General features: G+C 45.7%; 12 protein-coding genes. 6 read left to right on the top strand and 6 right to left on the bottom strand.

Translation table 11 applies throughout. The annotated features are described in order from the left end of the window. The 4 genes from KW844_RS11080 (at position 1) to KW844_RS11065 (ending at position 6,624) form a co-directional block, all read left to right on the top strand. Positions 1-1,860 carry a hypothetical protein gene (locus KW844_RS11080; RefSeq protein ID WP_218376793.1) on the top strand — a complete coding sequence of 620 codons (1,860 nt, stop codon included), beginning with the start codon at positions 1-3 and terminating at the stop codon, positions 1,858-1,860. 115 nt (positions 1,861-1,975) lie between these two features. Then, positions 1,976-2,929, top strand: coding sequence for a matrixin family metalloprotease (locus KW844_RS11075; RefSeq protein WP_218376792.1), 954 nt, complete (start codon positions 1,976-1,978; stop codon positions 2,927-2,929). A gap of 299 nt (positions 2,930-3,228) precedes the next feature. Beyond that, on the top strand, positions 3,229-4,614 hold the full coding sequence (locus tag KW844_RS11070; RefSeq protein ID WP_218376791.1) for a hypothetical protein: 1,386 nt from the start codon (positions 3,229-3,231) through the stop codon (positions 4,612-4,614). A 135-nt stretch (positions 4,615-4,749) separates the two neighbouring features. After that, entirely contained in the window at positions 4,750-6,624 is a 1,875-nt protein-coding gene (locus tag KW844_RS11065) for a 7TM diverse intracellular signaling domain-containing protein (RefSeq protein ID WP_218376790.1), read from the top strand. 10 nt (positions 6,625-6,634) lie between these two features. Here KW844_RS11065 and KW844_RS11060 read toward each other — a convergent pair whose 3' ends face one another. Beyond that, positions 6,635-7,504, bottom strand: coding sequence for an omptin family outer membrane protease (locus KW844_RS11060; RefSeq protein WP_218376789.1), 870 nt, complete (start codon positions 7,502-7,504; stop codon positions 6,635-6,637). Between the two features lie 58 nt (positions 7,505-7,562). Then, positions 7,563-9,377, bottom strand: a complete 1,815-nt coding sequence (locus tag KW844_RS11055) for a glycoside hydrolase family 30 beta sandwich domain-containing protein (protein ID WP_218376788.1) — start codon at positions 9,375-9,377, stop codon at positions 7,563-7,565. A gap of 411 nt (positions 9,378-9,788) precedes the next feature. Here KW844_RS11055 and KW844_RS11050 point away from each other — a divergent pair, with 411 nt between their 5' ends. Both KW844_RS11050 and KW844_RS11045 read left to right on the top strand, forming a co-directional pair. Beyond that, positions 9,789-10,844, top strand: coding sequence for a hypothetical protein (locus KW844_RS11050; protein WP_218376787.1), 1,056 nt, complete (start codon positions 9,789-9,791; stop codon positions 10,842-10,844). Then, the gene (locus tag KW844_RS11045) at positions 10,828-11,997 is read left to right on the top strand and encodes a hypothetical protein (RefSeq protein ID WP_218376786.1); all 1,170 of its coding nucleotides are present in this window, start codon (positions 10,828-10,830) and stop codon (positions 11,995-11,997) included. Before KW844_RS11050 ends, KW844_RS11045 begins: the two co-directional genes overlap by 17 nt. A gap of 10 nt (positions 11,998-12,007) precedes the next feature. Here the strand turns inward: KW844_RS11045 and KW844_RS11040 are convergent, their stop codons facing one another. The 4 genes from KW844_RS11040 to KW844_RS11025 form a co-directional block, all read right to left on the bottom strand. Further along, positions 12,008-14,203, bottom strand: coding sequence for a peptidase domain-containing ABC transporter (locus KW844_RS11040; RefSeq protein WP_218376785.1), 2,196 nt, complete (start codon positions 14,201-14,203; stop codon positions 12,008-12,010). A gap of 1 nt (position 14,204) precedes the next feature. Continuing rightward, entirely contained in the window at positions 14,205-15,506 is a 1,302-nt protein-coding gene (locus KW844_RS11035; RefSeq protein WP_218376784.1) for a radical SAM/SPASM domain-containing protein, read from the bottom strand. Between the two features lie 70 nt (positions 15,507-15,576). After that, the gene (locus tag KW844_RS11030) at positions 15,577-15,759 is read right to left on the bottom strand and encodes a hypothetical protein (protein ID WP_218376783.1); all 183 of its coding nucleotides are present in this window, start codon (positions 15,757-15,759) and stop codon (positions 15,577-15,579) included. Positions 15,760-15,841: 82 nt separating this feature from the next. Next, complete coding sequence (locus KW844_RS11025) at positions 15,842-18,205, bottom strand: outer membrane beta-barrel protein (protein WP_218376782.1); 2,364 nt, start codon at positions 18,203-18,205, stop codon at positions 15,842-15,844. Positions 18,206-18,391: the final 186 nt, after the last annotated feature.

The following is an 18,391-nucleotide window of genomic DNA, read 5'->3' as shown; positions in this document are numbered from 1 at the left end:
ATGAATAAGTATGTAGCTACGGATAACCTCGTGGAGGTATTGAACAAACGTATTTTACCCACCATTACCTTATGGAACCGGTTGGAAGGGCGCCCCCGCACGGACAACCTGGAACGTGCACTACGTGCGGAAGTCCGTGATCCACTGTGGATGCTCACACGCCAATGGCAAATGGGTGAGTTCATCGGCGATGATGCCGGCACCCCCGTGTTTTCAAAAATACATATGGGCAGTACCCACCTAACCAAATACCTGGCTGGAGAAGGGCCCGTACAGCCGTTTACAGATGCTGTACCACTGGAAGCACAAGTAGAACAGCAACCTATCCCCTTTATCAGCGGCAAACAGGAACTATCACTGGATATCCGCCTGCTGATAGGCAGGCAATGGCTGAAAATGGTAGCGGCCGTGGGTGATTACCGCAGCGACTATATTGGTAACTATCCCATCACTACTCCCGACAAAGACAGTAAAGACGATGTGCAGCGCACTGCCCATCGGGAAGTATGGCAGCAGTTCAGCGCTGTTGCGGGCAGGAGTATGGATGGCGCCAAGTTGTTACTACATTTGCAAAACCCTGCCAATCACGCCTGGGATAATATTCCTGCACTGGCGGGCGACCTGCCAAAGCAGGCCGCAGTAGATGCCGTGGCAGAAAAGTTCAAGGCATGGTACAAACACTTATTCTTTCAGCCTGCTGACCCGGCCACCAGCGCCTGGAAGCCACGCAACCTGGAATATCAGTTTGCCTGCTCTGCGCCTGTAGAAGGCACAGAAAAAGTACTGACAGCAGATGAATACTACCACGGCCATCTGGACTGGTACAACCTGGATATAGACCCCAAACAGGCTACGCTGGGCGATACACCGCCACCGCCTCCTGATACAGAGCTACCGGTTACCAACACTTTTATGCCGGTGCCGGTGCAGTTCGACGGCATGCCTAACACCCGCTGGTGGGCATTTGAGGATGGCCGCACTAACCTCGGTAAATTAAATCCAGGCCCTACCGACCTGGGTAAACTCCTGTATATTGAATTTGCGCTTGTATATGCAAACGACTGGTTCCTCCTCCCCTTCACACTGGACGCCGGCAGTATTGCCCGGATTAAGGGCATGACTGTCACCAACGTATTCGGAGAACGAACCTGGATAGAAGCTGCTGGTCGCGGCCTTGACGATGCCTGGAACAAGTGGAGCATGTTTACCCTCAGCACCAAAGGAAAAGGCCCTGAGAAAACCGATAATAGCTTACTCATATTGCCGGTAGTCCCCAAAATGCTGGAAGGCGCCCCCCTGGAGGAAGTCCACCTCCTCCGCGATGAAGTTGCCAACATGGTATGGGCGGTAGAAACTACCGTTCCGTTAGCCACCGGCTGGGGTAAATCCGGCGCCGAAGCCGCCGTGGAACTACGCCGCAAATACCAGCAACTGCTGGATGCATCAGGTCCGCTGCCACCGGCTGCCCCATTGATCCCTAATGAAGCCGCCATCCGCTATGAGGTGATGAATACGGTTCCTGAAAACTGGATACCGTTTATTCCGGCACAGCAGGATGCCACCAAACGGGCAGTGCATCTGCAAAGAGCCGCCATGCCACGTATTTTGGAAAATGACACTTCCGGCAAACCTGAAAAAATAAAGCCCCGTACCCCGTTATTGCGGGAAGGACTGGATAAAGGACTGGGATATTTTATTAATGAAGAAGAGGTGCCACGCGCCGGTACTAATGTATACCGGGCTTACCAGCGTACCCGGTGGTACAACGGCGCAATATTCACGTGGGTGGGTACACGTAAACAGACAGGCAGAGGGGAAGGCGCGAGCAACCTGGCGTTTGACAGGATATTGAAAAAGTAAAAATAACTTGTCGGTTTATTAAAACATACAACTAAAAGGGTAACCAATTTATTCCAAAATTTGTAATTTTAGCTTCTGCAAATTAAGCACTAACCCTAATTACGAGACCCTTACCATGAAAAAGGTAGTTGCATTTACTGTCGCTGCAGCAAGCATTTTATTGTTTAGCACCTGTATATCCCGAAAAAGCCTGGATGCCAATTACGTCGGAGAAAATTACTATGCAATACAGGCATATGATGGCTTCTCTGATATGAGTATAGGCGACACCGTTATGAACGACCCTGGCCCGCTTTCCTATATAGATGGAAAGGACACCTTGATTTACCAGCACCGGCGGATAGAAATTGATGGGGAGCCATTTTACCTGGTGGAAGGTGATATCCTGATGACTCCTGACCAGTATGATCGGTTTCGCAACAAAACACCGCTGTTCAAAAAGCCCAAGTATGCAAAGCGGCAACTAAAACAACGTGAGTTATGGGGAATGAAAGATGAATTTGGGAAGTTACTGCAATGGCCCAAGGAAACGGTGTTGACATTTGCAATTATCGAACGCTCCTTTTCAACGAAGCAACAATACGAAACGGTGCGAAAAAACATGCTCCAGGCGGTTGATGAATGGCAAAAAATCTGTGATATCAAATTTGAATACATTGCTGCAAAAGACAAACAGTATGAAAAACGTCCTACGGAAGGTTTACAATTTGTAGTAATCGGCGTGGAGTCCTATAACAAATTCATCGCCTGCGCATTCCCACCCAAAACGGCCACTCCGGAAAGACGCTTGAGAATTGACAGTTCCTATTTTCATACAGATTACGACAAGGTAGGTTTACTACGCCATGAAATTGGCCATGTCCTTGGCTTTATCCATGAACAAATCAGAGTAGGTGCTCCTCCCGTTTGCAGAGAGGATGTCATCAGCGGCGATTTCACAGAAATCACCGATTATGACGATCGTTCGGTGATGCACTATTACTGTGGCGGTAAAGGCACCTTATCACTTGCATTTACCGACCAGGATAAAAAAGGCGCGGTAGAGGCCTTTGGGCCACCTAAAAAATAATTCATTCCTCAAATATTTCTCTATCCCAAACCAAAAACATTTCTATCATGAATTTTAAGTATGGATTAATGACAGTAATCCTATCCCTCTGCACATTATTTTTAAAGGCGCAATCTCGACCCAGTGGTATACTGAACAAAGCAGTGCTAGATTCTATTCGATGTAAAGACTGTGGAGATAAAGCGGTGCTGATATATGACTTCAGTTGCAACACCCTGTATCAGCTCCAGGATACAGACTTTACACGTGTTACAAATTTACGCGGCGTAAAAGTTAAATATAATCAGGAATTGAAGTTCATGGTAGTTAACGTAAACCGCTACATATACAATGTGGGATTCAGCGTTGATGACATAGAATTTGGGAGCGAGCCTCCTGCGCTTTTTAACCAGCTATTTCTAGGTCAGGGAGAGTTTTATGATGCGTTGTTAAAATTGCTTCCTGCTGACAAGAACAGCGCATCCAAATCGCCCCTCGCTAAATTGAAGGATGCAATGGAGATCTATAAAACATCCTATGATAAGCTGATGGACAATTATGTAATGGCCTACAGCAGCTGTGGAACACTAGCGTGTTGTGATGAACTAAAAAACACGGGAAAGCAATCCTTCAGTACTTTGAGCAACCAGTTATCAGCTGTGAGAAATAGCTATAATGATGGCTATGCCGGTATTTCATCAGAAATAAACAAAGCACAGCTTAACTTAAATAACTTCAATCTTAATTTGGACGGTTGTCGCAAAACAATCACGACTAAGAATGCGCTCTCAGAGGAACTCAAAAAACTGAAAGAAAAACCGAAAGAGAATGCTGCCAAAATAATTGAAACGCAGAAAAAAATAGATGCCTTACCTACATGCGATACACTTGAAATCAAGGAGGAAATCAACACGGCTGAATTAGCGGTAAAAGAATACACCCTTACAAAGGAAACACTCGAAAGACTGTGGACCGCTTTCGAAAAACCAGCAGAAGATCAACTGCTCAAACTCGTATTATTTAACAACAACATGAGCCGCGAGCATCTTTATTACACTGCACCTCCCATCTATCCGCAAGGCCACCAGTTACAATTCGGGCTGCGCATAAGCCCCAGAGATACCGGCTCGCTGGTAACCAAATGGAATATTATGCCATTGCGTAATGACAGTACTGGTTTTGATGTGACAGTCGTTAATAAATGGTATGTAAGTTTTAGCTCAGGTGTTTTTGGCAGTTTCGGCAAACGGTTCAAGGACGAGACGTATGAATGGCAGGCACAGCCCAATGCAGGCGGCGTAATCACTGATTCCGCCCAGTACAAACTAACCGGTACCGGCAATGGTTCATCGCCCATCGGTTTTGCTGCACTGGCCAATCTTGGTGTTAAACTGACCAAAGGCTTTGGTGTTGGATTAGGCGTTGGTGCAGGCCTTTCCATTGAGGATCAACCCAAACCTGTATACCTGGCCGGTTTATCCCTGATGTTTGGCACTAAACAGCAATTCAATATCACTATTGGGGGTGTAGCTGCGCAGGTTAAGAAACTCAGGAGTGAGCTATATCCTAATATGGGACAAGTTGTATATGATACCAAACCTACTGGCATCTCGTATAAAAAATCATTGGAGGCCGGAGGTTTCATAGCCATCACCTATACTATATTTACTCCCGGTAGCAAACGAAGCGTAATATCCGGTCACTAATACCTAATTATTTACCATTAGAAAGGTCCGGGATTACCCGGACCTTTTCTTTTTGGAATTATAGCCATATCTTGTAAAAACAGCGTTATTCCACGTTACTATGCCTCCAACAGCCATAACTATATGCGATATACGATGCATACAACCAAAACTACATCTGCCATCTGCCTGAAATCATATTTAACAGTTATACTATGCTGTTTTATCACCGCCCTGCGGGCTCAAAAACCAGTGCGCATACAACACAATACTGCCGAATATATTTTCACCTACGATGAAATCCATTTCCTGGAAGATGCCTCCGGCACCCTCACTTTCCAGGATATACGAAACCGGGATGCAGCTGGCGATTTCAGCGCCAATACCGGTTATTACCCAAAGAACATCCATCAGCCCTCTGTTTACTGGTATAAAGTACAGGTAGTAATAGCCGATTCCGTTAAAAAGAACCAAAGCATCATCGAATTTTTTGACCAAACGATTGATGATTTAACGGTGTACTTACCGGATACCAGCGGCAGATACCAAACCACACATGCCGGTGCAGGCGTAAATTTCAGCCACCGGCTTTACCGCCACAAAAATTTCGAATTCCAGGTTCCGGATTTATCAGCGGGCACTTATGTTTACTACGTAAGGGTTAAATCGTTGAATGAGATCAACTTTATCATGGTGTACCGCAGCATGGAGCGGTTTATCAACTACGCCCTGGTGGAATATATTACCTACGGTCTCTTTTACGGGATGATCCTCGTTTTCTGTTTTTATAACCTCTTGATGTTGCTGGCCACAGGCCTGAGCCACTACCTTTACTATGTGCTTTACATCGTTAGCGTGGGCGTTTATGAAATGAGTACGGATGGTATTGCGTTCCAGTTTATCTGGCCCAACATGCCCCAGCTGAACGTTTATATGTATGGCATCTCCTTGTATTGTATGAGTTTATTTGCGCTCATCTTTGCCAGAACGCTGTTGCGCGTAAAACGCCAAAGCCCTGTACTGTACAAGGTTATAAACTGGATCATTGTTGTGCGTAGCGGTTATTTTTTCATTTGCCTTTTCGCCAGAAAAGAGTGGTTTATCTATAAATTCCTGGATTTCATTCCGCTGTTTGCGGTATTTATTTCCGGGTTGATTACCTGGTATAAAGGGTTTAAGCCGGCGCGCTTTTTTGTATTAGGGTATGCCCTACTGTTTTCAGGTGCCATCGGAAAACTGATCAATGTATTAGGACTGGTGAGCGGCAACCTGGCAGTAGCGCTGCATTACAGCATGGTATTTGGATTTGTAATGGAGATGGTATTGCTTTCCTTTGCCATCGGGGATCAGGTGCGGTTGCTGCGTAAAGAGAAAAAACAGGCCCAGGACGATGCCTTTTTTCACATGCAACATCACCTCCGGCTGCAGGCCGGGGTGAATCAACAACTGGAAGAACAGGTGGCAGCACGCACCCGGCAGCTGGAACTCCAATCACAGGAAATTTACGAGCAGGCGCAGGAAATTGCCCGTATGAATAAATTACTCGAGAAAGATAATGCAGCGCTCAAAACCAATATAGAAAAAATCACCGATGCACGTATCACCTCCGCAGCGCTTACGTTTGAAGAATTCAGTCAGAAATATCCGGATCAGTCAACCTGTTACCAGTTTCTGGCAACTATAAAATGGAACCATGGCTTCTCCTGTAAAAAATGTAATTACCACAACTACAGCAAAGGGCGAAAACCCTTTAGTCGACGCTGTAACAAATGTGCGTACGAGGAATCACCCATGCACGATACCATCTTCGAAAACAACCGGATACCGATCAATAAGGCATTTTACATTGTCTATTTAGTGTTCACCACCAAGGGTAACATCTCCTCCTATCAAATTGCTGAAAAAACGGGTATGCGCCAGGGCACTTGCTGGGCTTATGCAGTAAGGATTAAGAACCTGTTGGAGGGAGAAAAAAATCTCTCTAAAAAAAATAAAAAAAGTAGCTGGACTGATTTAATTATGAAGATGTAAGCGTTGCGCATCAAAATTGGACGCGGGCCCCGAACGAGAGGTTACGTGCACTGGTAAACACCCCGTTCAATTGCGTGACCTGAACAGCACCGGAGTCAAGAAACAATTCATCCGTACCGCTGCCGGTGGCAGCGTGCCGGAACACACCGGAGATAAACAATGATAAATAACTATTCAGTTTAACAACACCACTTACCGCCATCCTCACCTCATATCCCCTGGCATGGTGCTTAAAACTCACCGGATGCTGAAAAGCATCAATAAGGTTCCAATCCGCTACGGCACCATATTTCAGCTGACTGTATATCAACTCCCCGTCAAACGCCAGCCACGAAACGACCCGGTAATTTCCGGATACGCCACCGGACACACCCTTCCAGGTGGTGTTGTAGGTGCAACGCAGTGCTTCCTGGGCATGATTGAGCAGCAGCAGCGATGCAGTGTTTTTCGTATAGCCGGCAGATGCAGCCAGCTGCCAATTTTTATGGTGCACCAAATAGTATCCGCCAGACAACCGGAGGGTGGACATGCTCCCTTCATCACTATCCAATTGCGCGTGGTACGTAGTCAGGCTGCGGTTATTATCGCCATAATCCATATCCGTAGCTTTACCTGCGGTAATAAAACATTTCGATACCTCCCCTGCTGCAAACCAGCGCCTGGTGGGATGAATAGTTAACCTACCCCCTACCACAGGGCCGCTCAGTGCGCGCCATTTTATTTCCGACAATACGTTGATGGCTTGCCCGTTCAGGTTACCGGCAATGGACCAACGAAGATCTGCGACCTGGTAGCCGCCGGCCACGTCAGCGGTTACAACCTGTGACACAGCGGCGATGCTGGTCGAAATGAATAAAAGGATGAGCAGGCAATGTTTCATGTTGCATAATTTGGTTTACCCACCCGGCCAACTGCCAGCGGTGGGTAAACTAAATGGATTATTGATTTACACCGAAGGCTTCCCAGCCTGATATAGTGGTGCGGGTACAGGTCATTGGCTGAGTACCGTTTTCAGAACTCACATACAGCCCATTGTTACCCCGCAGGGATATTTTACCATCCGCGTTCACCACCCAGTCAAATTTCTCCCAGTCCCCGATGGTAGTGCGGTTGCAGGTGATAGCCTGTGCCCCGTTTTCCGATGATACATATTTGCCCATGGCCTGCAAGGCTACTTTGCCCCCGCCGGCGTCCACCACGGTAAAGGTTTCCCATCCGGAGGCTGTAGCGCGGTTGCAGTTCATGGCCTGGGTACCGTTTTCACTGCTCACATATTGATTGTTAAAACCTTTCAGCGTTACAGTTTGTCCGATTGGCGCTGTGGGCGTAGTACCACCACCTGATCCGGACCATTTAAAAGTGGTAGCGGTACCACCGGGAATGGTATAGGTAAACGACTGGCTGCCCCATTTCACCTTAAAGGATACACTGGAACCGCTGTTGTTAAAAGCCAGCAGCACTTTTGACCCATCGCTGTTTCGGAATGCAGTGGTTTGGATACTTCCGGAACTGTTGGAAGCAATGCGTACCGCTCCCGGCCGAACGAATTTGGAAACATGGGCAATAATGTAATAGCCCACACGGCGAGTAATAGTACTGCCATCAATGGTAACGGCCCCACGGGAAACGGTGCTGCCGCCGGGCGTGTGCGGGCCTCCCTGCGAATCACTCACCAGGTTCCATTCCAGCACGGCTTTAGACCAGTTGTTGAGCGAACCGATCACCACATTCTGCACGTGCCAGGCCAGGTCGCCGGAGAAGCTGCCGGTAGTGGAGGTATATTGCTCCGTAAAATACACATTCTTATTCGTGGCGTTTTTCACGGTGGTCATTGCGGAGATGTTACCGCCGTACAGGTGAAATGCGGATCCATCCACATAAGAGCTGTTATTGGCTACGTAAATCGGGAACTCTGTATTATCACAGTTGTGATCATAGCAAATAATCTTACAATTGAAGCCGGCGCCCCGCAACTTTGGTCCCATGTAGCTGTTGATCAGTCCCAGCTCATTTTCTTTGGTGAGCGTCATACTGGGTTCGTTATAGGGGTTCAGCGGCTCGTTTTGCGGCGTTACCGCCCATATTTCAATGCCCTGTGCCCGCATGGCGTTCATATAGTCCAGCCAATATTGGCCATAGCTTTCGTAGTTTTCTGCTTTCAGGGTGCCGCCCACAAAGGAACCGTTTGTTTTCATCCAGGTGGGGGCGGTCCAGGGCGTAGCCAGCACTTTGATGGCAGGGTTGATGGCCAGTATTTTCTTTAAGATGGGAATGGTATAGGTCAGGTCGGGGCCGGATAAACTAAAGGAGGCGCCATCGCGATAGGTATAGGAATAATCGCTCAGGTCTGTAGCTCCCACCCCTATTCTTACTACTGAGAGTCCGATGCCACCAGAAGGGCTGAAAAGCTCATTTAATAAGGAGTTCTGAGCGGTGGACGAGAGGTTGCTGATTAATTTGGCACTGCCTTGTGTGAGGGTAAAACCGAATCCGTCGATACTCTGGTAGGTGGTGGCTTCATTAACGGTGATGGTAGTGGCAGCAGTGCCGGCATCCGGCGCGAAAGTAACATTGCCCTGTTGCTGCAGCAGCTGGCTCTGACTGCCGGTAGTTTGCCAGATGCTGACAGATTCATTGGCGCGGACAGTGGTGTTGCCTGCTCCAGCCTCAGGTGTATAAATATTCTTTTTACAGGCATACAATGCAATACAAAGTAAGCCCACGGCGGCAAGCCGGAGATAGTTTTGCTTCATAATGTGGATTTTTATTGGTTATAAGCTGAGTGTGAGCCTCCTGTTCATGCTATTGGTGATCGGGTGATTCATAATCGTGGCTGTACTGACTTAACGGGAAAGGCTAAATGAAAGGATCTGCTCATCTCTTCCTGACCAAATTTATCAAAATAAAAGTCAAAAAAGCAAGAGGATATTATTACAAATAACTGATTTTCAACTATTCACATACTACAATAATTCACTTAAGGCACATGTTACGTTTATACGTAACTGTTGGGAAACACAGGTTTGTAAAGTCAATCGCCTTACATATAATACACCTAAAAAACATGCATTATTTTTTAGGGAGATGTCATACTTACGGGTGATTTACCGAAAAGTAGCCGTCTTATAGATAATAAGTTATATTTTAGCCGCACAAAATCACCTATGATAAGAATCAAGTTCTTACTCTCTGTACTACTGTTTTTTGCCGTCAACCAATTATCCGCACAATCCCACGTCACTACGCCGGGATCATTTTGCAAATACGCTAAAAACAGCCTTCGCAACAAAAATATCTACGCGGAAGGCCATACCATATGCCCCGCCTGTGATAAGGAGGACGAAAAAGAGGCCACTGCCAGAAAAGCAGAAAACAAACGGCGAGAGGACGCCAAAAATGCTGCCATTGCTGCCGAAAACCTGGCAAAGCAACGGGCATTGGACGCAGAAATGAAAAGGAAACGGGATGCCGACAAAGGTGTCACCGAACTGGGACTAAAGATGTCACCTACAAAGGGAAGTACAGGCGCACCACCACCGGTAGAGATAGATGGGATGAAGGCCGGTTACTTCTACGATGACGGCCAAACGGACAATCAATCGGTGTCCTACATGATTTATTACCCCAATCAATCAGAGCGCAATAACCAGATATATAAGCTATACAGCGATATAAATTATTTTGTATTGAATGGAAAAAAAATCCTGGATAACGACGAATTCAAATACTGCATTGGTGTCAGAAGAGTACCAGGCCAGGTAGGCCATAATACCGCAAATTTTCCACCGGGGGTAGGCATAGCGGTATTAAACAAAATTGTGGATGACCATGTGGTATCCGACCTGGTAGATGCCACCGGAAAAAGGCTGTTTAACAACGATAATATCTCCACCATCGTTCATTTTACCGATGACTGGTTTATTTTGATGGAAGGAAAGCCATTTGGTCTGGGTGGCCACCCATACTACGGCTATCAGTTTCCCGCAGCTAAGTTTTATAACTACAAAACCGGGGAGACTTTTGATATCCCCAACGCACAACCAGGCTCAAGGTCCTATGTTCAAATAAGTGCGGCAGTGAACGGTAGTTACATGTTGGCCAGGGAGCTACGGGATGCATCAACCTACAGGGCATATATACGAATATATGGCAGGGACAAATCTACCGTCTACTTTATCACCAATGAGGGCAAACTGGAATGGGATGAAGTTAATAAATAAGCATAAAAACAACCCCGTGAAACATTTTCTTCTAATTATATCATTTTTTGCTGTAATACTGCCGGTAAAAGCACAGAACGTCCCCTACGAGTCGCTGGATGCTTATTCAAAAGTTATCAGCAGCTACCAGATGGAAGCCAACAATCTTTCCTTTACCTACCATGGTACAAAATGGGAATTTAGCTTTCCGGAAAGTAGTTTCAACCTGGCTTTTCATAACCAGTTAGGAACGGAGGCACTCTATAAAAATATGGACGGCAGGGATCTCCTTTACCTGACGGAAAACATTGATCTCTCAAAAGTAAAAGGAATCACCTGGGAAAATCTGAGCGAGGAGCTGATCCTCATCAAACTGCATCTGAAAAGTGGAGATTCGGTTAAAACAAATATCTATGAAAATGGCAAGGTGATTAACACGCATGCCACCGCCTTCGTTAACTTCTTTTGCAAGGACAACCAAAGCCGCAGCGGATTTGTAAGCAAACTATATGATGCATGCCTGGCCTTTCAAAAAGCGAAAGGACTCATAACAGCAGAAGAAATTGCAGCGCAAAAAAAGGATTGGGGCACGGGACCGGCAGCATTCATAAAAAAGCACCCTAACTCCATCTATAATATGGAGGCGGAGCAAATAGTACAGACACGGGAGAAGGAGAAAGAGGTGAAAACCCAAGTAGCCATGGTAAGAACCGCCGTGTTGATAGATAGTATTTCCGACCTGCTCGGTATCAGAATTGGCATGTCCCAGGCCAGCTTTACGCAGAAAAAACCTGAGGTAGCAGCATTGTTCTTTACCAGGGAAAATGCACTTATCTCGGATGGAGGAAACACTAAAATCTACTATGATATGAGTAGAAAAAAGAAAAACAAAATTCTTTCTCCCGTAAAATACATTGAATTCAAAAATGATAAACTGACTGAGTTTGCATATTCCTATAGTTACGCCAGTGCCGCTGAAAGGTTGAGGGCCTATGAGCTGTGTTTACAGTTATTTAAGAATAATGTACCTCCGGCATATATCAACATCTACGAACGCAATTTTGTGGTCACACATCCCACTGAAAAATATGGGTTCTATGTTGAACACAACCCGGACTGGGATAATTATGAGCAAACATTTATGGTAAAAATAAGATTCTGGAAACGGACATAAAGTGGTATGACTATACCCCCAACTCCAGCTGATTTTTCACCAGGTTAAAATAATTCATTTTCTTTTCCACCAACTGCGGGTGAGTGCCAAATTCCACAATCTGGCCTTCCTTCAATACAATGATCTGATCCGCATTTTTTACGGTTGATAGCCGATGGGCAATGATCACCACCGTTTTTCCTTTGAAAAACGTTTGCAAATTATCGTGGATCACTTTTTCATTCTCCGCATCGAGCGCGGAAGTAGCTTCATCAAAAAAGAGAAACTGCGGATTTTTATACACCGCCCGCGCAATTAAAATTCTTTGGCGCTGCCCTCCGGAAATACCACTGCCGGAGGCGCCTATCTTCGTGTTCAGCTGCAACGGCAGCTGTTCTACAAATGAATTGATATTAGCAATACGCAAGGCATGTATCAGGCGCTCCATATCTATCTCCTCCTCCCCGCATACTATGTTGCGCAAAATAGTATCTCCAAAAATAAATCCGTCCTGCAACACCACACCGCTATTGCGCCGCAGCCATAGGTGCGACACCCCCTGCAACGGGCTTTCCCCCAGCGTGATCTGCCCTTTCACCGGTTCATAGAATTTCAGCAACAGTTTCATCAGCGTGGTTTTCCCGCTTCCGCTGGCCCCTACAATAGCTGTCACCTTTCCCTGGGGTATATGCAGGTTTATATTCTTTAAAACATAGGGAGATGCGGGTCCTTCGTACTGAAAATCTAATCCCGACAATCTAAAATCCAGACTCGTCAGCGTGTGTTCATGACCGTTACTCATTGCTCCCATGGCATCTTCCTCCTCGTGCTGCTGTACTTCGTTGAGACGTGCCATGCTCAGCCTGGCGTCCTGCAACGAACGGAAAAAATTCACCAGCTGGTTAATCGGCGTATTCATTTGCCCGATGATATAAGACACGCTGAGCAGCGCACCCAGCGTCATATGGCCGGTTACCACCAGGGAAGCCGCCATGAAAGTTACCAGTATGTTTTTCAGCTGGTTCAGAAACTCAAAGCCAGACAGCTGCAGCTGGTTCAGTTTCATACTACGGATGTTTACCTTAAAAATCTTATGCTGGATTTTTTCCCACTCCGTTCTTTTATAATCTTCAAACTGGTTGAGCTTCATCTCCGTGACCCCATTGATAATTTCAAAGATCGACTGCTGATTTTCACTGCGCAGCTGAAACCTGAAATAATCCAGGATCTTACGTTGCCTCATCCAGTACAGCGACCACAAAACCGCTACGGTACTAAGTCCCAGGTAAATGAGCAGCAGTTGCGGATTGTAATACCACAGCACTCCAAAAAACACGAGGAAGGTGATCATGGAAAAAAACGTCAGCAGGCTCTGGGAGGTAAGAAAGGTTTCTATCCTATCGTGATCGGCTATACGCTGATTAAAATCTCCCATCAGCTTCGTATCAAAAAACTTAATCGGCAGCTTCAGCAGTTTCCGCAGGAAATCCGAAATAATCTGAATATTCACCTTGGTAGCCACCACCATCATCATCCAGTTGCGCAGCAATTCCATACCCAGGGAGCCTAAATACAGGCTTAGCTGCGCTAATAATACCAGGGTGATGAAATGCAGGTTTTTGCCATTCACGCCCCGGTCAATCAAGCTTTGGGTAAGAAACGGAAACGTGAGTGAAATGCAGGAACCCAGCAACAGGAGCAGCAGCATCCATATCAGCGGGCGCTTATGCGGAACCAGGTAGCTAAACAGGTAACGGATGGAGGCATTATTCTCCTTCGGCGGATCGAAGTTTTCGAAAGCCGCGGTGGGATGCAAAAAAAGCGCCACCCCCTCCTCTCCGTCCGAAAGCCACTGCTGCGCAAAGCGTTCCTGCGTTAATGTAATGAAGCCATGCGCCGGATCTGCAATGGTAAAGAGCAGTTTACCGGTAAACAGCTGGCGGTGTACCTTGCTGAGTACCACAAAATGATTCTGATTCCAGTGCAGGATCGCCGGCAGCGGCGTATTATCCTCCGCAAGCATGTCGATCGTGAGCTTCCCGGGCAGCGTTTCCATGCCTATCCGCTGGGCCGCCTCACTTATCCCCAGGAGGGATACCCCTTCCCTGGAAATAAAAGAATGCTCACGGAGATAGGTCAGGCCATAGATTTTGTCGTAGTACGACGCTACCATAGCCAGGCAGGCGGGCCCGCAATCCATCTGATCATGCTGAGGAAAAAATTTCATCTTATATACTTGTAGTTTGCTGATCTAAAAACATTTCCAGCACCAGTTGCTTTTTACTGTTTTCATCAAATTCATGTACACAGTAATCCTTATCGAGATTCTCCAGCACCATCTGGCTGCAACCACCACCGCAAATAGGCATGATAGAGCACTCCTGGCAAGGTTTATTGGTCAGCTTGGGTGTAAGCCGGCGGGTATGTTGCTCATTCCAAACGATTTCTCCCTGTTCGGTTAATACGCCTTCCTTGTTTTTCTGATTGAAGTCACGGGCGTTACATTTGTACACATCTCCGTTGTAATTGATAACTGCCTCGTTTACCTTATCTGCATAGCACGAGCTGCGTACCGTATCCGCCAGGATAGCGCTTCTGTGAATGATATGACGCTCTTTGGCGTATTCTTTAAAAGTAGCCACACGTGCCACCAGTTCAGGCGTTCCGGGCTCCTGGAATACCTTCTGCATTGATAAAGAAATCAGGCTCTTTTCTTCTACCGTCAAATCATCCAGGTCGTTGATCACATCTTCCAGGCCGTTGAGGTTTGCGGCGGTAAAATTGATGCGGAGGGTAACAATAAAGCCGTTCCTGGCCAGGTCCTTGATATTGGCAATGATCTTGTCATAGGAGCCTTTTGATTTGGACACGAAACGTACCTGGTCGTGCTGCTCCCGGTTGCCATCCAGGGTGATCTGAAATCCTGAAACAATATATCCTTTCAGCTCTTCAATAATTTCCTTGTCGATCAGCAAACCGTTGGAAGTAATAGATATTTGCAGTTCCTTGCCCAGCCTGTCAGTAATGGCTTTGGCGCGTTTCATTAAAATACTCATTTTATCGTAGAACAGCAATGGCTCTCCACCGAAAAATGAGAGGCTGAAAATCTGGATGCTGGGATTTTGCCGGAAAATATTTTCAATTAACAGCTCGATCTTATCAATCACGTCGTCGGTAATCCTGGATTTACGTTCATGATTTTCGTAGCAGTACCAGCAACTGAAATTACAGTTCATAGTTGGATTCACAATCAGGTGAAAGTAGTGATCCTGATTGTCGATACTGGTAATGAGGTCGCGGGCACGCTGCAATTCGTCTATTTCATCCTCCACTATAAATCCAAGATCTACCAGTGCGTCATAAAATTCCTCATGGATTTCATAGAGCTCTTCTACGTCTGCCGGGGTTTTGATCACCATCAGCATATCATACAGGGAGGTATCCAGGAGTAAGAACTTATTGGCAAAGGAGTTATGATATACAATAGCATCACCGTATGGCACGGCGGTATTGAATCGACTTAATTTCATACGATTATGTTTAGAAAGCTTACATAAAGAGCCGGTTTTAGCAAGCTAAAACCGGCTTTAACGTTCCAAATTATTTGCAAGCGCAAGCACAGGTATGACCAGAAGCCACGTCCACGTTTACGTTTACTGGTTCGGTTTTAACTGGTTCAGTGGCACCAAATGCAGAGAAACCACCTTTCAGTTTACCTTGTTCGTTTTGTTTCAGGGGAGTTACTTTTTTCTCCAGACCTTTTAAATTGTTTTTTGCTTTCATGTTTTTAAGTTTTAAGTCTCATGCTTACTCTCTTCAGGATTTTCAGCAATCTCCTTGTTGCAACGAGTTTTACTATATAGCGTTATAGTCTTTGTCTGCTTTCATTGTCAGTACTCACTCTCATATTACTTACCTTCTTCTTGTTATCAAATGAATACTGTATGGAGAATAAAATGCTCCGGGTCAGGCGTTTCATGTAGAAGTAGGAAGTAAAATCCTTGTAGTACGACAGATTTTCATCAATGCGGGTATTGAAAATATCATTGGCACGCAGCATCAATATCAAACCTGCACCGGGGATAGTTTTCTTTACTACTACATCGGTTTTATATTTCGGCTCCCCTAAGAGATTTTTATTCCGATACCGGTGCTGATAGTTGTTAAACACATCGGCCGACCAGGTTTTAGCGAGGCTGAAATGCAGATAGATATTATTGTAAAATGAGAGTCCCGCCGTGTTTACACCATCAATTGCCTCAAAGGAATTATAGAAGATCCCGGTACTGACACTGGTATAAAACCAATTGGTTACATTCCCGCTATAATTATGATCGATCCCGGTTTCAAAAAATCTACCGAAGTTCTGGGGCTGGAAATAGTTGACCAGATTGGTGTCTGTATAGTAGGCTCCCTGAATGGTATTCACTGTTTTTCTGCCAAAAACGGTAAACGACTGTGCAGGCAGGTCCAGACTCAGCTCACCCATGTCCATGTAAAATGGCTGCAGGTAAGGGTTCCCTATTTGATAGAGGTAATCGTTTTGCTTAACGGTATAAGGGTTCAGGTCCGCAAAGGATGGGCGGGTGATACTCCGTTTATAGTTAACAGAAAAACCTTTATCTGCGGTCCAGTTATATTTATAGAAGATGTTAGGAAACAGCCTGGAATAGTGCTGGCTCACATCTTTATAATTAATTCTGTTTAAACCTTTAATAGCCGTGTTTTCCGCCCTTAATCCCAGCTTAACAAAATGGGCCTTCCACTGTTTACTGGCCATAGCATAGCCGGCGAGTATGCTTTCGTGATTATCGAAGTCCTGGTGTTGATTTTCATCAATAACCCATCGGGCATCTTTCAGGTATTGCGGAATTAATACATTGCTGCGTTTAACATCTCCATATTTAACCCCTGCCTGAAAAGTAATACCATTGCTGATTTTCTGTGTCCAATCCGCCTGCAGGGTATAATAATCAGATAATGCGGTAGTATGGTAGATGTAGTGGCTGTTCCGGACCTCGTCAGCAGGATAGCTGGTTTGCACGTCATTAAAAGGCCTGCTGTTATCTCTTCCTATATCACCAATAAACTGGATACTACTTCCCAGTGTATCGGTTTTATAGCCATAGTTAAGGGTGATGTACCAGGGCTTGTTTTCAAATCCTGAAATGGAATGTATATTACTATTGACTGGTGCGGTATTTTTTACGGTGAGCACTTGTGTGCCAAGCTCATTGAAGTTGAAATTATTTTTGTTCAAATAGGCTTCTACACCAAATTCATTTCTATTATCGGGGTAGTACACCAGCCCTGTTCTCAGGTCCAGGCTTTTATCCTGCTGATCAAAAGTGGCAGTATTGGCATTCGTGACACCGGATTGATAGGCGAACCTACCGTTTGTTTTACCGAGGTCACGGTTATGGTTATACCCCAATACTGAATACACTGCCAGCTTTTCAGAACCATAGTTCAGGTTGATATTACCATTATAAGTACCATACTCCTGTTGCCGGAACAGATAAGACGTTTTAGCAATCGCTTTAAAACCATTCAGCTTTTTTTTCAGGACAATGTTTACCACTCCGCCACCGGCAGCGGCTTCCTGCTCTGCGGAGGCGTTGTTTTGTATTTCAATTTGCTTAATTTCTTCTGCGGAGAGGCCGGATAAGAAGCTGCCCAGTGCCGCTCCCTGTAAGGTGGCTTTACGGCCGTTAACCAGCAGCGTTACACTCCTGTTGCCTATCAGTACCGTACCATCCGGACCAACTGTTAATTTCGGACTACGCTGTAAAACTTCTGTTGCATTAAAACCTGTGGCAAGGAAGCTATTCTCTACATTCACTACCAACTTATCTCCCACCTGCTCTACCAGCTTTCTGTTAGCGGTGATGGTAACGCCTGACAGTGCTTTTCCGGTCACTTCCAAAATTCGTATATCCATTACCGTATCACTGCTGATATGGACTGTATTTTCCCATAGTTTACTACCCAGATAGGTAACTACTTGCTGATACTTACCGGGTGCAATAGCTGCCAGGGTGTAACTTCCTGTGGAATCGGTAAAACCAATTCCAGCGCGGATGCTGTCCTGCATCAGCGCTACAGTGGCATAAGCAATAGGGGAATATGTGCTGTCTGAAATTTTACCGGATATGCGATACTGTGCCCACAAAGGGGTACAGCAATACATGACCAGTACCAGTGTAACCAGTGCCGTCTGTTTGCCCATTATTTCTAAAATTTACATAGCTGTCCTCCCGGAATATGAACCAGGAAAAGTTAGGGTAAAGAATTACAGGAGGAGATTTAACTCCACAAGTGCTTTGTAGTAATACTCGACTAAACTGTTACCCGTGTGTGAATTGATTCAGGTTAAGCGATCAATTAGCAGGACAGTAAAATTGATTTTATTTCA

It is taken from the genome of Chitinophaga sp. sic0106, assembly GCF_019219075.1.
Classification (GTDB): Bacteria; Bacteroidota; Bacteroidia; order Chitinophagales; family Chitinophagaceae; genus Chitinophaga.
This window is presented reverse-complemented; position numbering and strand designations above follow the sequence as displayed.